General features: G+C 68.5%; 17 protein-coding genes. 16 read left to right on the top strand and 1 reads right to left on the bottom strand.

Annotated elements, in window-relative coordinates; translation table 11 throughout:
- Nucleotides 1-21: 21 nt before the first annotated feature.
- The 16 genes from HWX55_RS25140 (at nucleotide 22) to HWX55_RS25065 (ending at nucleotide 17,856) form a co-directional block, all read left to right on the top strand.
- Nucleotides 22-2,112 (top strand): RNB domain-containing ribonuclease, encoded by a 2,091-nt coding sequence (locus HWX55_RS25140; protein ID WP_175977685.1) that lies wholly within the window; start codon nucleotides 22-24, stop codon nucleotides 2,110-2,112.
- On the top strand, nucleotides 2,109-2,975 hold the full coding sequence (gene aroE, locus HWX55_RS25135) for a shikimate dehydrogenase (protein ID WP_124651628.1): 867 nt from the start codon (nucleotides 2,109-2,111) through the stop codon (nucleotides 2,973-2,975). The genes HWX55_RS25140 and aroE overlap by 4 nt, the downstream gene beginning before the upstream one ends.
- Nucleotides 2,976-2,989: 14 nt before the next feature.
- Nucleotides 2,990-3,727, top strand: a complete 738-nt coding sequence (mtgA, locus tag HWX55_RS25130) for a monofunctional biosynthetic peptidoglycan transglycosylase (RefSeq protein WP_175977684.1) — start codon at nucleotides 2,990-2,992, stop codon at nucleotides 3,725-3,727.
- A 423-nt stretch (nucleotides 3,728-4,150) separates the two neighbouring features.
- Complete coding sequence (locus HWX55_RS25125; protein ID WP_175977683.1) at nucleotides 4,151-5,761, top strand: peptidase S10; 1,611 nt, start codon at nucleotides 4,151-4,153, stop codon at nucleotides 5,759-5,761.
- 80 nt (nucleotides 5,762-5,841) lie between these two features.
- Complete coding sequence (locus HWX55_RS25120) at nucleotides 5,842-6,243, top strand: EF-hand domain-containing protein (protein ID WP_175977682.1); 402 nt, start codon at nucleotides 5,842-5,844, stop codon at nucleotides 6,241-6,243.
- A 350-nt stretch (nucleotides 6,244-6,593) separates the two neighbouring features.
- The gene (locus HWX55_RS25115) at nucleotides 6,594-7,493 is read left to right on the top strand and encodes an IclR family transcriptional regulator (RefSeq protein ID WP_011694140.1); all 900 of its coding nucleotides are present in this window, start codon (nucleotides 6,594-6,596) and stop codon (nucleotides 7,491-7,493) included.
- Nucleotides 7,490-8,515 (top strand): 2-dehydro-3-deoxygalactonokinase, encoded by a 1,026-nt coding sequence (locus HWX55_RS25110; RefSeq protein WP_050013857.1) that lies wholly within the window; start codon nucleotides 7,490-7,492, stop codon nucleotides 8,513-8,515. Before HWX55_RS25115 ends, HWX55_RS25110 begins: the two co-directional genes overlap by 4 nt.
- A gap of 22 nt (nucleotides 8,516-8,537) precedes the next feature.
- Complete coding sequence (locus HWX55_RS25105) at nucleotides 8,538-9,215, top strand: 2-dehydro-3-deoxy-6-phosphogalactonate aldolase (RefSeq protein ID WP_124556651.1); 678 nt, start codon at nucleotides 8,538-8,540, stop codon at nucleotides 9,213-9,215.
- Nucleotides 9,215-9,994, top strand: a complete 780-nt coding sequence (locus HWX55_RS25100; RefSeq protein WP_175977716.1) for an SDR family oxidoreductase — start codon at nucleotides 9,215-9,217, stop codon at nucleotides 9,992-9,994. Before HWX55_RS25105 ends, HWX55_RS25100 begins: the two co-directional genes overlap by 1 nt.
- Before the next feature lie 111 nt (nucleotides 9,995-10,105).
- Nucleotides 10,106-11,101, top strand: a complete 996-nt coding sequence (locus tag HWX55_RS25095) for an arabinose ABC transporter substrate-binding protein (RefSeq protein ID WP_050013854.1) — start codon at nucleotides 10,106-10,108, stop codon at nucleotides 11,099-11,101.
- Nucleotides 11,102-11,168: 67 nt separating this feature from the next.
- On the top strand, nucleotides 11,169-12,680 hold the full coding sequence (gene araG, locus HWX55_RS25090; RefSeq protein WP_175977681.1) for an L-arabinose ABC transporter ATP-binding protein AraG: 1,512 nt from the start codon (nucleotides 11,169-11,171) through the stop codon (nucleotides 12,678-12,680).
- Nucleotides 12,681-12,768: 88 nt separating this feature from the next.
- Nucleotides 12,769-13,782: an L-arabinose ABC transporter permease AraH gene (araH, locus tag HWX55_RS25085; RefSeq protein WP_069616785.1), complete on the top strand. Its 1,014-nt coding sequence runs from the start codon at nucleotides 12,769-12,771 to the stop codon at nucleotides 13,780-13,782.
- A gap of 28 nt (nucleotides 13,783-13,810) precedes the next feature.
- A complete protein-coding gene (locus tag HWX55_RS25080) occupies nucleotides 13,811-14,620 on the top strand; it encodes an SDR family oxidoreductase (protein ID WP_175977680.1) in 810 nt (269 codons plus the stop codon).
- 49 nt (nucleotides 14,621-14,669) lie between these two features.
- A complete protein-coding gene (locus tag HWX55_RS25075) occupies nucleotides 14,670-15,731 on the top strand; it encodes an aldose 1-epimerase (RefSeq protein WP_175977679.1) in 1,062 nt (353 codons plus the stop codon).
- Nucleotides 15,732-15,770: 39 nt separating this feature from the next.
- Entirely contained in the window at nucleotides 15,771-16,598 is an 828-nt protein-coding gene (gene pyrF, locus HWX55_RS25070; protein ID WP_050013849.1) for an orotidine-5'-phosphate decarboxylase, read from the top strand.
- A gap of 199 nt (nucleotides 16,599-16,797) precedes the next feature.
- Nucleotides 16,798-17,856 carry a haloacid dehalogenase-like hydrolase gene (locus HWX55_RS25065; protein ID WP_175977678.1) on the top strand — a complete coding sequence of 353 codons (1,059 nt, stop codon included), beginning with the start codon at nucleotides 16,798-16,800 and terminating at the stop codon, nucleotides 17,854-17,856.
- A 32-nt stretch (nucleotides 17,857-17,888) separates the two neighbouring features.
- Here the strand turns inward: HWX55_RS25065 and HWX55_RS25060 are convergent, their stop codons facing one another.
- Entirely contained in the window at nucleotides 17,889-18,389 is a 501-nt protein-coding gene (locus tag HWX55_RS25060; RefSeq protein ID WP_175977677.1) for a CinA family protein, read from the bottom strand.
- Nucleotides 18,390-18,404 lie beyond the last annotated feature (15 nt).

The raw sequence follows: 18,404 nt of genomic DNA, 5'->3' as shown, positions 1-18,404 counted from the left end.
CAGTCTGAACGAGAGTACTGAGTGAACGTTTTCTTCGAGGAATCGGGCAGTTTCAAGGCGGGCAGCGTGCTGTCGCGCCAAGGCGACGCATTTCAGGTCGAGTTGCCCGGCGGGCGGCGCGCGAAGGTGCGCGCGAAAGACGTGCTGATCGAATTCGACAAGCCGGCTGCAGGCGAACTGATGCAGGAGGCCGACACGGCCGCGCAGCAGATCGATCTGGATTTCCTGTGGGAATGCGCGCCGGCGGACGAGTTCGCGTATACGGCGCTCGCCGCCGAGTACTTCGGCGCGACCTACGGCCCGGTCGAGCGCGCGGCGCTGGTGCTGCGGCTGCACGGCTCGCCCGTCTATTTCCGCCGCAAGGGGCGCGGCCAGTACCAGCGCGCGCCGGAAGAGCAACTCAAGATGGCGCTCGCGTCGCTCGAGCGCAAGCGCCAGCAGGCGCTCGTGCAGGCGCAGTATGAAGAGGAACTGAAGGCGGGCAAGCTGCCGGAAGCGTTCGCGGGCAAGGTGCTCGGGCTGCTGACGCGGCCGGACAAGAATTCGATCGAATACAAGGCGATGGAAGCGGCGGCCGGCGCGCGCGGCGTGTCGCCGGCGCGGCTGATGCTCGACTGCGGCGGCATCGAGTCGCCGCGTGCGCTGCACGAAGCGCGCTTCCTCGCGGAATTTTTCCCGCACGGCACCGGCTTTCCGCCCGTCACGGTCGGCCCGCTGCCGGACGACCTGCCGCGCGCGAACGTCGAGGCGTTCTCGATCGACGACATCACGACGACCGAAATCGACGACGCGTTCTCGGTCGAGCACCTGGCCGACGGCCGGGTGCGGATCGGCGTGCACATCGCGGCGCCGGCGCTCGGCATCGTGCGCGGCGATCCGGTCGACGCGATCGCGCGCGCGCGCCTGTCGACCGTCTACATGCCGGGCGACAAGATCACGATGCTGCCGGACGACGTCGTCGACGTGTTCACGCTGAAAGAGGGCGATTACCGGCCGGCGCTGTCGCTGTACATCATCGTCAACCGCGACACGCAGGACATCGTCGCGAACGAGACCCGCGCCGAGCTCGTGTTCGTGAAGAACAACCTGCGCCACAACACGCTCGACGAGCTCGTCAACGAAGAGACGCTCGCGGCCGGCACCGGCGACTATCCGCACAAGGACGACATCGCCGTGCTGTGGCCGCTCGCGCAGGCGCTGTTCGAGAAGCGCCAGGTCGCGCGCGCGGGCTACGGCCTGAAGCGCGAGGTGCAGCGCAACACCGACTACAACTTCTACGTCGAAGGCGAGCACGTGACGATCACGCCGCGCCGCCGCGGCTCGCCGCTCGACCTGATCGTGTCCGAGCTCGCGATCCTCGCGAACTCGACCTGGGGCGCGTTCCTGCACGACCACACGGTGCCCGGCATCTACCGGTCGCAGCGCGGCTTCGGCGCGCCGGGCCCGAAGCGCACGCGGATGCAGACGACGGCCGCGCCGCACGAAGGCCTCGGCGTCGCGCAGTACGCGTGGAGCACGTCGCCGCTGCGCCGCTACGTCGACCTCGTGAACCAGTGGCAACTGCTCGCGTGCGTGCAGCACGGCGTCACCGCGAAGCTCGCCGCGCCGTTCAAGCCGAAGGACGCCGATCTCTACGCGGTCGTGCAGGGCTTCGACGATACGTACACGGCCTATGCCGACTACCAGCGCCGGATGGAGTACTTCTGGTGCCTGCGCTGGCTCAAGCAGGAGCAGAAGAAGCAGGTCGTCGCGAGCGTCGTCAAGGGCGATCTCGTGCGCCTCGAGGAAATCCCGCTGCTGCTGCACGTGCCGGGACTCGGCGTGCATGCGCGCGGCACGCGCGTGCTGCTCGACGTGATGTCGCTCGACGAACTGACGATCGAGGCGTCGGTGCGTCTGCTGAACGTGCTCGACGCGCCGACCGTGACGAGCGGCGATACGGCCGAGGCCGACGAAGAGGATGATGCCGAAGGCGGCGACGACACGCTGGTCGACGCGCAAGACGCGTCGGCGCAAACCGAGGCCGAAGCGCTGGCCGAATCGGGCGACGCGACGGCACAGGGTGGCGAAGCCGCGAGCGGCAACGACGGCGAAGAGGGACGCGCATCATGAACGCAGTTGCGTCGACGAGCGGCACGGACCGCTATGTCGTGTTCGGCAACCCGGTGGCGCACAGCAAGTCGCCGTTCATCCACGCGCAGTTCGCCGCACAGACCGGCGAGCCGATCGAGTACGCGCACCGGCTCGCGCCGGTCGACGGGTTCGAGGCCGCCGTGCGCGCGTTCGTCGCCGAAGGCGGTCGCGGCGCGAACGTGACGGTGCCGTTCAAGCTCGACGCGCATGCGCTCGCCGACACGCTGTCGCCGCGCGCGGCGGCGGCAGGCGCGGTGAACACGCTGCGCATCGACGCCGACGGCCGCCTTTACGGCGACAACACCGACGGCGTCGGCCTCGTGCGCGACATCGAAGCGAATCTCGGCGTGTCGCTCGCGGGTGCGCGCATCCTGCTGCTCGGCGCGGGCGGCGCCGCGCGCGGCGTCGTGCTGCCGCTGCTCGACCGCGCGCCGCTGTCGATCGGAATCGTGAATCGCACCGCGAGCAAGGCCGAGGCGCTCGTCGGCCAGTTCATGCAGGCCGCGCACGATGCCGGCTGCACGCTCGCGGGCGGCGGCCCCGGCGTCGTGCGGGCCGAGCCGTACGACGTGGTGATCAATGCGACGGCCGGCAGCCTCGATGCCGCGCTGCCGGAATGCGACGCGGCCGCGTTCGGCGCCGGCACGCTCGCGTACGACATGATGTACGGCGCGCAGCCGACCGTGTTCATGCAGCACGCGGCGTCGCTCGGCGCGCGCACGGCCGACGGGCTCGGGATGCTGGTCGAGCAGGCGGCCGAATCGTTCTTCATCTGGCGCGGCGTGCGGCCGGACGGCGCACCGGTGCTGGCCGCGCTGCGCCAGGCGCTCGCGGCGAGCTGAACGGAGCGCGGCACGTGGCGGCGGTGAGCGGCACGCAGCGTACGCGGACGGTGAGCGTCGCGCGCTGGATCGTCTATGCGGGATCGGTGTTCGCGCTCGCGTGGCTCGCGACGCAGCTGTTCTATCTCGCGCAGATCGCGCTGTGGTCGTTCGTGAACCCCGGCTCGACCGCGTTCATGCGCACCGACGCGTGGTGGCTGTCGCGCGACACGCCGCCCGCGCAGATCCGGCACCAGTGGGTGCCGTACGACCAGATCTCGCGCAACCTGAAGCGCGCGCTGATCGCGTCCGAAGATTCGACCTTCGCGACCAACAACGGCTACGACGTCGACGCGATCCTGCAGGCGTGGGAGAAGAACAAGGCGCGCGGCAGGATCGTCGCGGGCGGCTCGACGATCACGCAGCAGCTCGCACGCAACCTGTTCCTGTCGCGCGAGAAAAGCTACATCCGCAAGGGGCAGGAGCTGATCATCACGTGGATGCTCGAAACGGTGCTCGACAAGGAGCGCATTTTCGAGATCTACCTGAATTCGGTCGAATGGGGGCGCGGCGTGTACGGCGCGGAAGCGGCCGCCCGCTATTACTACAAGATTCCCGCGAGCCGGCTCGGCGCGTGGCAGTCGGCGCGTCTCGCGGTGATGCTGCCGAAGCCGCGCTGGTTCGATGCGCATCGCGGCTCGGCCTACCAGGCGCAGCGCGCGGCGGTCATCGCACGCCGGATGGGCGCGGCCGAGCTACCCCAATCCGAGTAAGCGGCGCGCCCGCGTCGCTGCGTTGTCCGTTCTGCCGTTCGCGCAGGATTGCTGCGTTGCAGCGCATTCGTGTCGCCCCCATTTCGGGCCGCATCCTTTAGACGAATCCGTCTATTTCGCTTTGCTGAGCAATATCGGCGACTGCCTGTTTTTGTTGAGCGTCATCGCACGAAACTGGTGCTTTTTTAGTCGTTACCAGTAAACGAGAAAGTCGATGAAAGCGACGTGAAATGCAACGTTTCGCGAATCGAAGCATTCCTGAAAGGTGTGCGCTGCACTGCTTGCGCGCCGAATATTTCCAAATTTTTCAAAGCCGGCGGGCTCGCGTATATTGGCCGGCGCCTCGGCTCATCGGCCGCAATCGAGGCGGGGGGCGGCTTATCCGGCTGCTCGACAAAAAAACATCCGAGAAGGAACGCAACGATGCCAGCGAGCAAAGCGAAGCTGTTGTTGGGAGTGGTGTGTTCTTCGCTGATACTGACGGCCTGCAATGACGACGTGACGTCGTCGTCTGCAGCGAGCGCCGCCAATTCAGCCGACCCTGCCGGTCAGGTCGACCGCGCGTACAACGATCCAAACAGTTATTCGTCGAGCGCGAACGCGTCGCTCGATGCCTCCGCCGCGGTCGAAAAGGCCGCCGTCACGCACCATCAGATCACGCTGAACGGCAAGACGATCCGGTACACGGCCACGGCCGGCCACCTCGTCGCACGCAATCCGCAGACGGGCGCGCCCGAAGCCTCGTTCTTCTACGTCGCGTACACGGCCGACAACCAGCCCGCGGCGAAGCGGCCCGTCACGTTCCTGTACAACGGCGGCCCCGGCTCGGCGTCGGTGTGGCTGCACCTCGGCTCGTTCGGCCCGCGCCGGATCCAGACCGGCGACCCGAACGCGAACGCGTCGACGTTCCCGTTCGTCGACAACCAGGAAACCCTGCTCGACACGACCGACCTCGTGTTCGTCGACGCGATCGGCACCGGCTTCTCGGAAGCGGTCGCGCCGAACACGAACCAGACGTTCTGGGGCGTCGACCAGGATGCCGGCGCGTTCCGCGATTTCGTGACGCGCTACCTGAGCGTGAACCAGCGCAACGATTCGCCGAAATACCTGTTCGGCGAATCGTACGGGACGCCGCGCACCGACGTGCTCGCGAACCTGCTCGAGACGGCCGGCGTGAAGCTCGACGGCATCGTGCTGCAGTCGTCGATCCTGAACTACAACACGAACTGCGACATGGCGAGCGACTATGTCGGCAACTCGAACAACGGCGCGAGCCCGGTGAGCTGCGCCGGCTTCGTGCCGTCGTACGGCACGGTCGGCGCGTATTACCAGCTCGACAACCCGAACCCGTCGAACCTGCCGCAGTATGCGGACCAGATGCGGCTGCTGACGGCCGGCAGCTACGCGCCCGCCGTGAACGCGTACCTCGCGAGCCATACGCCGCCGCCGCCGAATCTCGTCACGACGATGGCGAATTCGACCGGCGTGAAGCAGGCGTTGTGGAATGCGGACTTCAACGTGGTCCCGACCTTCTTCGACAACAGCTTCCAGCTGTCGCTGGTGCCGGGCACGCTGATCGGCCGCTACGACGCACGCGTGAACGTGCCCGTGTCGAGCCCGCTCGCGGCGGACGGCGATCCGTCCAGCTCGTTCATCACGAAGCCGTTCACCGACACGATCGGCAGCTACCTGCCGAACGAGCTGAAGTACACCGCGCAGTCGGCCTACTCGGTGAGCAGCAATGCGATCAACACGTGGGACTGGACGCACGACGGCCTCGCGATGCCCGACACGATCCCCGATCTGGCCGCGGCGCTGACGCTGAACCCGGCGCTGAAGGTGCTGTCGCTGAACGGCTATCACGACATCGCGACGCCGTTCTACCAGACCGAGCTCGACCTCGCGCGGCTCGGCACGCAACCGAACCTGACGATCAAGGACTATCAGGGCGGGCACATGGTCTATCTCGACGATACGTCGCGTCCGCAGGAGAAAGCCGACCTCGTGACCTTCTACAACGCGGCCGCGCACTGATTGCGCGACGCCGGCGACGGGCGCCCTCGGCGGCGCCGCTCGCCGGCAGTCGACGACCTCATTCCAGACTGGAGCCTGACATGAAGAATCGTTTCATCGTCGTTGCCGCGGCGCTCGCATGCGTCGGCGCCGCCGCATCCCTCTCCGCGTTCGCGCAGGCGAGCGACGCCGTCGCCGCGCCCGCGCGCGCGCGCCAGGCGCAGCTCGGCGATCCGTACGTGCCGCCGGCCGCGCGCCACGTGACCGCCGGCACGCAGACCACCGGCGCCGCGCTGCATGCGCAGGTGGTGCGCAAGCTCGCGCGGCAGTTCAGCGCGGCCGACACGCAGAACACGGGTTCGATTACCGAGTCGCAGGCGCGCGCGGCCGGCCTCGGCTATGTCGCGAACCACTTCCGGCAGATCGACGCGGGCGGCAGCGGCCGCGTGTCGTTCGCCGACGTACAGCGCTACATGCAGGCGCGCAGCACGAGCCAGCAGTAAGCGCGGGACGCGACGAACAAACGGGGGCGGAACCTGCGACACCGCAGGTCCCGCCCCCGTGCGCATGGCGCGGCCGGCGCATCGAGCCCGCTGCCGATTCCGCTTGAATTCTCATTATCTGGACAACGCATTCAAATATTGGAGTCGAGTGCGTGCGCTCCTACAATCCGAAGCACATCGACAGCTTCGGACCCACGCATCGCGTGGCGCCCGTCGCACACGGAGACACCTTCCATGAAGTTCGCCGGGCGCCTTACTCGGTGCATCGACCGCCGCCATGCCGCCGCACCGGACGCAGTTCCGGCGCCGCGTGAGCGGCTTCACCGATTCCGTTGAAGACGCCCCGTTCCATGACCAAGATGCCAGACTCTCTTGCCCTCGACGCCCGGCGCGCGATGCCGGCCGATACGTCGCTGACCGACAGCATCGGCGCGACCAGCACGCCGCTCGACCTCGCCGCGCAGCAGGCCGGCACGCAGACGCTGCTGCGCGGCCTCGCGATCCTCGAGGCGATCGCGAACGGTGCGCGCGACATGCGCGCGATCGGCGCCGCGCTCGGCACGACGCGCAGCACGACGCACCGTCTCGTCAGCAGCCTCGTGCAGGCGCGCTATCTGCGTCAGGTGCAGGGCGGCTACCTGCTCGGCCCGAAGCTGATCGAGCTCGGCACGATCGCGCTCGAGCAGATGCCGCTGACCGCGGTGGCGCGCCCGCATCTGGAAGCACTCGCGGAAGCGACGCTCGACACGATCCATCTCGGCGTGCGCGACGGCGACGACGTGCTGTACATCGACAAGATTCCCGGCACGCGCGGCCTCGAGATGCGCTCGCGCGTCGGCCACCGGATGCCGCTCGCGTCGACCGGCATCGGCAAGGCGATGATGCTCGACCTCGATCCGGATCTGTGGCGCTCGCTGTTCGAAGCCGCGCGGCGCGCGCTGGCCGGCGTCAACTTCAAGCCCGACAACCGGCCCGAGACGAGCGCGTTCCTGCAGCGCATGGCCCATTACGCGGCCGGCGGCTATACGTTCGATCTCGAGGAAAACGAAGCGTCGATCCGCTGCGTGGCCGCGCCGATCCGCGACGCATCGGGCGCGATCGTCGCGGCGGTGTCGGTCGCGAGCACGATTCCGTACATGCCGCACGACCGCATGGACGAACTGATTCCGCTCGTGCAGCGCGAAGCGCGAGCCATTTCCGCGGAGCTGGGCTGGAGCCCGCCGCAGGGTACCCGCAGGATCAAACGATGACGACTTCGACCCGGCCCGTTCCGGATGCCAGTTCCGCCTCCCCGTCGCTGATCGCGCTCGACTGGGGCACCACGTCGCTGCGCGCGTATCTGTACGACGCGCACGGCGTGCCGATCGACACGCGCAGCCGGGCGGCCGGCGTGATGCACGTGCCGGGCGGCGGCGCGCGTGCGTTCGACGCGGTGTTCGAGGAAGCGTGCGGCGACTGGCTCGACCGCACGCCCGGCCTGCCGGTGCTCGCCGCCGGGATGGTCGGCAGCGCGCAGGGCTGGCGCGAAGCGCCGTACGTCGCGGTGCCGGCCGGCGCCGACGCGCTCGTCGCAGGTCTCATCACCGTGACGACGGCGCGCGGCACGACGGTTTCGATCGTGCCGGGCGTGATCGCGACGGGCGAATTGCCCGACGTGATGCGCGGCGAAGAAACGCAGATCGTCGGCGCGCTCGCGAGCGATCCCACGCTTGGCGCCGATCGTTCAGGGGTACTGATCGGCCTGCCGGGCACGCATGCGAAATGGGCGTGGGTGAAGGACGGGCTGATTGAACGCTTCCAGACCTTCATGACCGGCGAGCTGTTCGCGGTGCTGCGCGACCACACGATCCTCGGCCGCACGATGCGCGCGGGCGAATCGCCCGATCGCGCGGCGTTCTTGCGCGGCGTGGCGGTCGCCCGCGGCGCGCAGCGCACGGGCCTGCTCGCGACGATTTTCAGCACGCGCACGCTGGGGCTGACCGACCGGCTCGCCCCCGATGCGCAGGGCGACTACCTGTCCGGCCTGCTGATCGGCCATGAGCTGAACGCGCTCGACGCGATGCTCGCGGAGCGCGGCATCGCGCTCGCGGACCAGCCGCTGCTGCTGATCGGAGACGACGCTTTGTGTTCGCGCTACGTCGATGCGCTCCGGGTATTCGGCCATATGCATGCGCGTGTCGCCCCGCATGCGACCGAGCGCGGCCTGTGGCGGATCGCGTCGCGCGCCGGGCTCGTGCGCGCGGACGGCGAGCCCGTCTGTGCCGACCAGTGAACTGCTTGAAGAGGAATTGCCGATGCCGTCCGACCTGACCTTGCCCGCACCGTACATGCCCCACGCCGCATTGATGCGTGCGTTCGACGCGTGTCCGCTGATCGCGATCATGCGCGGCATCACGCCTGCCGAAGCGGCCGACCATGGCCGTGCGCTGTACGAAGCCGGCTTCCGGATCGTCGAGGTGCCGCTCAACTCGCCGGAGCCGTTCGACAGCATCGCGGCGCTGCGGCGTGCGCTGCCTGACGACATGATCGTCGGCGCGGGCACCGTGCTGCGCGCCGAGTACGTCGACCGCGTGCAGGACGCGGGCGGCGCGCTGATCGTGATGCCGCACAGCGACGCGGCCGTGATCCGCCGCGCGCGCGAGCGCGGGCTCGCGAGCGCGCCGGGCGTCGCGACGCCGACCGAAGCGTTCGCGGCGCTGACGAACGGCGCCGACGTGCTGAAGATGTTCCCGGCCGAGCAGCTCGGCGTGACGGTCGTGAAGGCCTGGCGCGCGGTGATCGACCGCGCGGTGCCGCTGATTCCTGTCGGCGGGATCGCGCCGGACAACATGCAGCCGTTCCTCGACGCCGGCGCGAACGGCTTCGGGCTTGGCTCGGCGCTGTACCGCCCCGGCCAGTCGGCGGACACGACCGCGGCGAATGCGCGCGCGTTCCAGGCCGGCTTGCGCGTCGCGCGCGGCGGAGCCGCATGATGGGCCGCCTCGCGGGCAAGGTCGCGATGGTGACGGGTGCGGGCCGTGGCATCGGCGCCGCGATCGCGCGTGCGTTCGTGCGCGAAGGCGCGGCCGTCGCGCTCGTCGATCTCGACTTCCCGCAGGCGCAGCACACGGCCGCCGCGATCGCACGCGAATGCAACGGCGCGCGCGTGCTGCCGCTGCAGGCGGACGTCGCGCGGCAGCAGGCGGTGCGCGACGCGCTCGCGCAGACGGAAGCGGCGTTCGGCCCGCTCGACGCGCTCGTGAACAACGCGGGCATCAACGTGTTCGCCGATCCGCTGACGATGACCGACGACGATTGGCGCCGCTGCTTCGCGGTCGATCTCGACGGCGTGTGGCACGGCTGCCGCGCGGCGCTGGAGGGCATGGTCGAGCGCGGTCGCGGCAGCATCGTGAACATCGCGTCGACGCATGCATTCAGGATCATCCCGGGCTGCTTTCCGTACCCGGTCGCGAAGCACGGCGTGCTCGGCCTGACGCGTGCGCTCGGCATCGAATACGCGGCGCGCAACGTACGCGTGAACGCGATCGCGCCGGGCTACATCGAGACGCAACTGACGCGCGACTGGTGGGACGCGCAGCCCGATCCGGCCGCCGCGCGCGCCGAGACGCTCGCGCTGCAGCCGATGAAGCGGATCGGAAAACCGGAGGAGGTCGCGATGACGGCCGTGTTCCTCGCGTCCGACGAGGCGCCGTTCATCAATGCCGCGTGCATCACCGTCGATGGCGGGCGCGCGGCGCTGTATCACGACTGACACGATTGACGTAACGATTCGAAAGACCGCACGTGCGACGGCCGCGCGCACGCTGCGTCGAAACCAACAAGCGGCTGCATCCTGTTCGATGAAAACAAGGAGACACTGGAGATGAAACGCAGAACGTTCGTAACGCTGGCCGCTGCGGCCGCGGTGGTGATGGGCAGCCCGGTCGCGCACGCGGCCGACCCGGTCAAGATCGGCTTCCTCGTGAAGCAGCCGGAAGAGCCGTGGTTCCAGGACGAGTGGAAATTCGCCGAGATCGCCGCGAAGCAGAAGGGCTTCACGCTCGTGAAGATCGGCGCGCCGTCCGGCGAGAAGGTGATGAGCGCGATCGACAACCTGTCCGCGCAGAAGGCGCAGGGCTTCATCATCTGCACGCCCGACGTGAAGCTCGGGCCGGGCATCGTCGCGAAGGCGAAGTCGCACAACCTGAAGATGATGACGGTCGACGACCGCCTCGTCGACGGCGCGGGCAAGCCGATCGACGCGGTGCCGCACATGGGAATTTCCGCGTACAACATCGGCAAGCAGGTCGGCGACGGCATCGCGGCCGAGATCAAGAAGCGCGGCTGGGACATGAAGGACGTCGGCGCGATCGACATCACGTACGAGCAGCTGCCGACCGCGCACGACCGCACGAGCGGCGCGACCGACGCGCTAGTCGCCGCCGGCTTCCCGAAGGCGAACGTGATCGCGGCGCCGCAGGCGAAGACCGACACCGAGAACGCGTTCAACGCGGCGAACATCGCGCTGACCAAGAACCCGCAGTTCAAGCATTGGGTCGCATACGGCCTGAACGACGAGGCCGTGCTCGGCGCGGTGCGCGCGGCCGAAGGGCGCGGCTTCAAGGCCGACAACATGATCGGCATCGGCATCGGCGGTTCCGATTCGGCGTTGAACGAGTTCAAGAAGCCGCAGCCGACGGGCTTCTACGGCACCGTGATCATCAGCCCGAAGCGCCACGGCGAGGAAACCTCGGACCTGATGTACACCTGGATCACGCAGGGCAAGGCGCCGCCGCCGTTGACGCTGACGACGGGCATGCTCGCGACGCGCGACAACGTGTCGAAGGTGCGCGAGGAGATGGGGCTCGCGTCGAAGTAAGCGGCCCGCCGGCTGCCGCGGCGACGCGGCGGCCGGCGGTCGATGGATCTGGAAGTGGGGAGACGACGTGTCAGCGGCACTGCGTTTTGACAATATCGGCAAGGTATTTCCCGGCGTGCGCGCACTCGACGGCATTTCGTTCGACGTGCATGCGGGCGAGGTGCATGGCCTGATGGGCGAGAACGGCGCGGGCAAGTCGACGCTGTTGAAGATTCTCGGCGGCGAATATCAGCCCGATGCGGGCAGCGTGCTGGTCGACGGCCAGCCCGTGCAGTTCGCGAATGCGGCCGCGTCGATCGCGGCCGGCATCGCGGTGATTCACCAGGAATTGCAGTATGTGCCCGACCTGACGGTCGCGGAGAACCTGTTGCTCGGCCGCCTGCCGAACGCGTTCGGCTGGGTCAGGAAGCGCGAGGCGAAGCGTTACGTGCGCGAGCGGCTCGCCGAGATGGGCGTGGATCTCGATCCCGACGCGCGGCTCGGGCGGCTGTCGATCGCGCAGCGGCAGATGGTCGAGATCTGCAAGGCGCTGATGCGCAATGCGCGCGTGATCGCGCTCGACGAACCGACGAGCTCGCTGTCGCATCGCGAGACGGAAGTGCTGTTCAAACTGGTCGACGACCTGCGCGCGCAGGGCCGTGCGCTGATCTACATCTCGCACCGGATGGACGAGATCTACCGGCTGTGCGATGCATGCACGATCTTTCGCGACGGGCGCAAGATCGCGTCGCACGAAGCGCTGGCCGACGTGCCGCGCGAGCGGCTGGTCGCCGAGATGGTTGGGCGCGAGATCGCGGACATCTACCATTACGCGCCGCGCGCGCTCGGCGACGTGCGGTTCTCCGCCGAAGGCGTCGATGGCCCGGCACTGCGCGAACCGGCGAGCTTCTCGGTGCGCGCGGGCGAGATCGTCGGCTTCTTCGGGCTCGTCGGCGCGGGCCGCAGCGAACTGATGCGGCTCGTGTACGGCGCGGACCGCCGGCGCGCGGGCGTGCTGACGCTCGACGGCAAGCGCATCGACGTGAAGCGCACCGGCGACGCGATCCGCCACGGCATCGTGCTGTGCCCCGAGGACCGCAAGGAAGAAGGGATCATCGCGATCGCGTCGGTCGCCGAGAACATCAACATCAGTTGCCGCCGCCATTCGCTGCGCGCGGGGCTGTTCATCAACGGCAAGACCGAGAGCGAAACGGCCGACCGCTTCATCCAGCGGCTGAAGATCAAGACGCCGAACCGGCGGCAGAAGATCCGCTTCCTGTCGGGCGGCAACCAGCAGAAGGCGATCCTGTCGCGCTGGCTCGCGGAGCCCGACCTGAAGGTCGTGATCCTCGACGAGCCGACGCGCGGGATCGACGTCGGCGCGAAGCACGAGATCTACGACGTGATCTACCGGCTCGCGGAGCGCGGCTGCGCGATCGTGATGGTGTCGTCGGAACTGCCGGAAGTGCTCGGCGTGTCCGACCGCATCGTCGTGATGCGCGAAGGCCGGATCGCCGGCGAGCTGCCGCGCGCCGACGCGAACGAGCACGCGGTGCTGAACCTCGCGCTGCCGCAGACGAGCGCGGTCGAGGCGGCCTGACGCGGCCGGCTACGTCCGGACAAGCCCGGGACATTCGAATCGAACACGCGCGGCGCGGGCCGCGCGATGCAGGAGCAGGAGACACACCATGCAAGCCAACGAAAACCTTGCCAGCGCCGCAGTGAAGTCGGCCGACGCGCTGGTACCGCAGCAGAGCGACCGCCAGAAGTGGTGGCAGCATCTGACCGAATACAGCCTGATCGCGATCTTCGCGGTGATGTTCATCACGATGTCGCTGACCGTCGATCACTTCTTCTCGATCGACAACATGCTCGGCCTCGCGCTGTCGATCTCGCAGATCGGCATGGTCGCGTGCACGATGATGTTCTGTCTCGCGTCGCGCGACTTCGACCTGTCGATCGGCTCGACCGTCGCGTTCTCGGGCGTGCTGTGCGCGATGGTGCTGAACGCGACCGACAACACGTTCGTCGCGATCGTCGCCGCGGTCGCGGCCGGCGCCGCGATCGGCTTCGTGAACGGCGCGGTGATCGCGTATCTGCGGATCAACGCGCTGATCACGACGCTCGCGACGATGGAGATCGTGCGCGGGCTCGGCTTCATCGTGTCGAAGGGGCAGGCGGTCGGCGTGTCGTCGGATACGTTCATCGCGCTCGGCGGGCTGTCGATGTTCGGCGTGTCGCTGCCGATCTGGGTCACGCTGCTGTGCTTCATCGGCTTCGGCGTGCTGCTGAACCAGACCGTCTATGGCCGCAACACGCTCGCGATCGGCGGCAACCCGGAAGCGTCGCGGCTCGCGGGGATCAACGTCGAACGCACGCGCGTGTACATCTTCCTGATCCAGGGCGCGGTGACAGCGCTCGCGGGCGTGATTCTCGCGTCGCGCATCACGTCGGGCCAGCCGAACGCCGCGCAGGGCTTCGAGCTGAACGTGATCTCCGCGTGCGTGCTCGGCGGCGTGTCGCTGATGGGCGGCCGCGCGACGATCTCGGGCGTCGTGATCGGCGTGCTGATCATGGGCACCGTCGAGAACGTGATGAACCTGCTGAACATCGACGCGTTCTACCAGTACCTGGTGCGCGGCGCGATCCTGCTCGCGGCCGTGCTGCTCGACCAGCTGAAGAACCGCGGCGTACGCGACTGACCGACCTGTTTCCACGGAGACGATCCGCATGACCATCGATACATCAGTGCACGGCGCGAACACGGCGGCGAGCGACGCGCGCTTCGCGCGCTACCCGAGCCTCGAGGATCGCGCGGTGCTGATCACGGGCGGCGCGACCGGCATCGGCGCGTCGTTCGTCGAGCACTTCGCCGAACAGGGCGCGCGCGTCGCGTTCGTCGACCTCGACGCGGCGGCCGGCGCCGCGCTGGCCGAACGCCTCGCGCACGTGCGGCATGCGCCGCTGTTCCTGTCGTGCGACCTGACCGACGTCGATGCGCTGCGCGGCGCGATCGACGCGATCCGCGCGCGCATCGGCGCGATCGCGGTGCTCGTGAACAACGCGGCGAACGACGCACGCCATGCGATCGGCGACGTGACGCCCGCGTCGTTCGACGCGGGCATCGCGGTGAACCTGCGTCACCAGTTCTTCGCCGCGCAGGCGGTGATCGACGACATGAAGCGGCAGGGCGGCGGCGCGATCATCAATCTCGGCTCGATCAGCTGGATGCTGAAGAACGGCGGCTATCCCGTCTACGTGATGGCGAAGGCGGCCGTGCAGGGCCTGACGCGCGGCCTCGCGCGCGATCTCGGCCCGTTCGGCATCCGCGTGAATTCGCTGGTGCCCGGCTGGGTGATGACCGACAAGCAGCGCCGGCTGTGGCTCGACGACGCGGGCCGCGCCGCGATCAAGGCCGGCCAGTGCATCGACGCCGAGCTGCTGCCGGCCGATCTCGCACGGATGGCGCTGTTTCTCGCGGCCGACGACAGCCGGATGATCACCGCGCAGGACGTGATCGTCGACGGCGGCTGGGCCTGACCGCTCGCACGACCTGCATCGTTTCTTCGACGAAGGAAAGGAGCTCACCATGACCGCCACGTCCTCGCGCGCATCGTCGTCCACCAGCCAGTCGCGCCGCGCGCGCCTGGCGGCCGCCGCCCAGCCGGTCAGCCCCGGCCCGCAGACGGCCGTGTTCGCGCAGGGCGTCGGCGCCGCGCATGCGGCGGTCGTCACGCTGTCGAACGCATCGCTGCGGCTCGACGTGCTGCCGCATCTCGGCGGCGGTATCGCGCGCTTCGACTGGCGCGGCGACAACGGCGTGCTGATGCCGGTGTTCCGCCGGTGCGAGCACCCGGAGACGGCGACGGACCCGAACGAGCTCGCGTGCTATCCGCTGCTGCCGTACTCGAACCGGATCGGCGACGGGCGCTTCGAATGCGACGGGCGCAAGGTGGCGGTGCCGCGCAACCGCCGCGACGAGCCGCTGCCGATCCATGGCGACGGCTGGCTCGCGCCGTGGCAGGTGGACGATGCGACCGACACGTCGCTGCAACTGTCGCTCGACCGCGCCGCCGGCGCGCCGTACGCGTTCCGGGCGATCCAGTCGTTCGAACTCGACGACGCGACGCTGTCGATCGCGTTGACGATCGAGAACGCGGGCCGCGCGCGGCTGCCGTTCGGGCTCGGCGTGCATCCGTTCCTCGTGCGCGATGCGGCGACCGAACTCGCCGCGGCGGCGGGCGGGCTGTGGTTGTCGGGCGCCGATTTCCTGCCGGTGCGGCACGTCAGCGTGCCGCCGGCCTGGCAGTTCGGCGTCGCGTATCCGCTGCCGGCCACGCTCGTCAATCACGCGTTCACCGGCTGGGGCGGCCACGCGACGGTGAGCTGGCCGCGCCGCCGGCTGTCGCTGACCGTCGCGGCCGACGCCGACGCGTACGTGCTCTATACGCCGCCGGGCGCGGATTTCTTCTGCTTCGAGCCGGTCGATCATCCGATCAATGCGGTGAACCTGCCGGGCGGCGCGACCGCGCACGGGATGACGCTGCTCGCGCCCGGCGAGCGGCTCACGCGGCGTTTCGTGTTCACCGTCGGACGCACCGATGCGCGCAGCAATGCCGCGACACGCGAGGGACACCGGCGACGCGGGTAAAATACGCGGTCTACCAACGGTTTGCCGCGAGTATCCGCCATGTCTTCCCCGCTTACTTTCATTGAATCGCTGCGCGCCGCGTGGCAGCGCACGAATTCGCTGCTGTGCGTCGGCCTCGATCCCGAGCCGTCGCGCTTTCCCGTGCAGTTCGACGGCCAGCCCGACGCGATCTTCGAATTCTGCCGGCAGATCGTCGACGCGACCGCGCAGTACGCGAGCGCGTTCAAGCCGCAGATCGCATACTTCGCCGCGCATCGCGCGGAAGACCAGCTCGAGCGGCTGATCGCGCATATCCATCTCCAGCATCCGGGCCTGCCCGTGATCCTCGACGCGAAGCGCGGCGACATCGGCAGCACGGCCGAGCAGTACGCGCGAGAAGCGTTCGAGCGCTATCGCGCGGACGCCGTCACGGTGAACCCGTACATGGGCTACGACTCGGTCGAGCCGTACTTCGAGCATGAAGGCAAGGGTGTGATCGTGCTGTGCCGCACGTCGAACCCGGGCGGCTCGGACCTGCAGTTCCTCGATACGAACGGGCGGCCGCTGTACCAGGTCGTGGCCGATCTCGCGGCGAACAAGTGGAACGCGCGGAACGGCCAGCTCGGCCTCGTGGTCGGCGCGACGTTCCCGAAGGAAATCGAGATCGTGCGCGGGATCGTCGGCGACATGCCGCTGTTGATCCCCGGCATCGGCGCGCAGGGCGGCGACGTGCAGGCGACCGTCAACGCGGGCCGCACGGCCGACGGCACCGGGATGATGATCAACTCGTCGCGCGCGATCCTGTACGCGAGCAAGGGCGAGGATTTCGCCGAAGCCGCGGCGCTCGCCGCGCAGAAGACGCGCGACACGATCAACGCGCATCGCTGAAATACCGGCCGCCCGCCCCGGGCGGCCTTCGACCGCCGCGCCCGCGTCCGCGGGCCGCGCGCGTTCATCGCGTGTTCGCCGTCCTGGCGCACGCGAACAATTTCCCGTCGCTTCCGTATCGCATATGCGCAATTTAGTCGCGCGATGCTGCCGGTTGTCACCGATTCGTCACAAAAATGTCAAGAAAAGGAGCGACGCCATGCCCAAGCTGTCCCGCCGTCTTCTGAGCGCGTTCGCCGCGTCGCTGTGCATGACGTTCGCCCATGCGGCGGATCTGTCGCACTGGCCCGCCGACAGCGCGAAGGCGCTGAACGCGATGATCGCCGCGCACGCGAACCGCGGCGACTACGCGGTGTTCGACGCCGACAACACGACCTACCGCTATGACCTCGAGGAAGCGCTGCTGCCGTATCTCGAGAACCATGGGGTGCTGACGCGCGATTCGCTCGATCCGTCGCTGAAGCTGATCCCGTTCAAGGATTCCGCCGACTACCAGGAATCGCTGACGAGCTACTACTACCGGCTCTGCGAGATCGACGACCTGGTCTGCTATCCGTGGATCGCGCAGGCGTTTGCCGGGCAGTCGCTCGCCGACCTGAAGCGCCACATCGACGCGATGCTCGCCGACGGCAAGCCGATTCCGATCCGCTACTGGCAGGGCGACAAGGTGGTCGACGGCACGGTGAATCCGCCGCGCTTCTTCCGCGGGATGCAGGAGCTGTACAACGCGCTGCGCGAGAACGGGATCGACGTCTACGTGATGACGGCCGCGCACGAGGAGCTCGCGCGGCTCGTGCTGGCCGACCCGAAGTACGGCTACAACGTGAAGCCGCAGAACGTGATCGGCGTGACGACGCTGCTGCGCAACCCGGCGACCGGCGCGCTGACGACGTCGCGGCTGCAGATCAAGGCCGGCAAGTACGACGAGGCTGCGAACCGCAATCTCGTGATCACGCCGTTCCTGATGAACCCGATGACGTGGTACGAAGGCAAGCTCGGTTCGATCGCCGGCTGGATCGATCAGTGGAAGAAGCCGGTGCTCGTCGCGGGCGACACGCCGACGTCCGACGGCTACATGCTGCTGAACGCGACCGACGTCGCGCGCGGCGGCGTGCGCGTGTGGGTCAACAAGAAGGACAAGCAGATGACGCAGATCCGCGCGTGGTCGGACGAATCGGCCGCGAAGCAGAAGGCGCTCGGGCTGCCGGTGACGGCGGACAAGAACTGGATCGTCGTGAAGCCCGACGCGATCCAGTAAGCGAGCAGGGCGGGCGCGGCACGCGCGCCCGATCAACGTTCGCGTTCGTCGAGCAGCTTCAGCAGCCCGCGCAGCGCATGCGCGGCCGCCTGCGTGCGGATCTGTTCGCGGTCGCCCTTGAACACGAGCGTTTCGACGTCGGTATGCAGCCGGTTGCTCCAGCCGAACGACACGGTGCCGACCGGTTTCTTCTCGCTGCCGCCGCCCGGGCCCGCGATGCCGGTGACGGACAGCGCGACCTGCGCGCGGCTGTTGCGCAGCGCGCCTTCGGCCATCGCGCGCGCGACGGGCTCGCTGACCGCGCCGTGCTTGTCGATCAGGTCGGCCGGCACGCCGATCATCTCGATCTTGGCCTGGTTCGAATACGTGACGAAGCCGCGCTCGAACCACTGGCTGCTGCCGGAAATGTCGGTGATCGCCGCGGCGATCATCCCGCCGGTGCAGGACTCGGCGGTGGCGAGCGTCAGGTGCTCGTCACGCAGCTTGTTGCCTGCGCGGATCGCAAGCTGGTGGACGACGGAATCGGTTGGCATGCGCGTCGGGAAACG

The sequence above is a fragment of the Burkholderia sp. BCC1047 genome, from assembly GCF_902833155.1.
Lineage (GTDB): Bacteria > Pseudomonadota > Gammaproteobacteria > Burkholderiales > Burkholderiaceae > Burkholderia > Burkholderia sola.
Note: the sequence above shows the minus strand (reverse complement) of the source record. Positions and strands in the feature narration are given on the sequence as shown.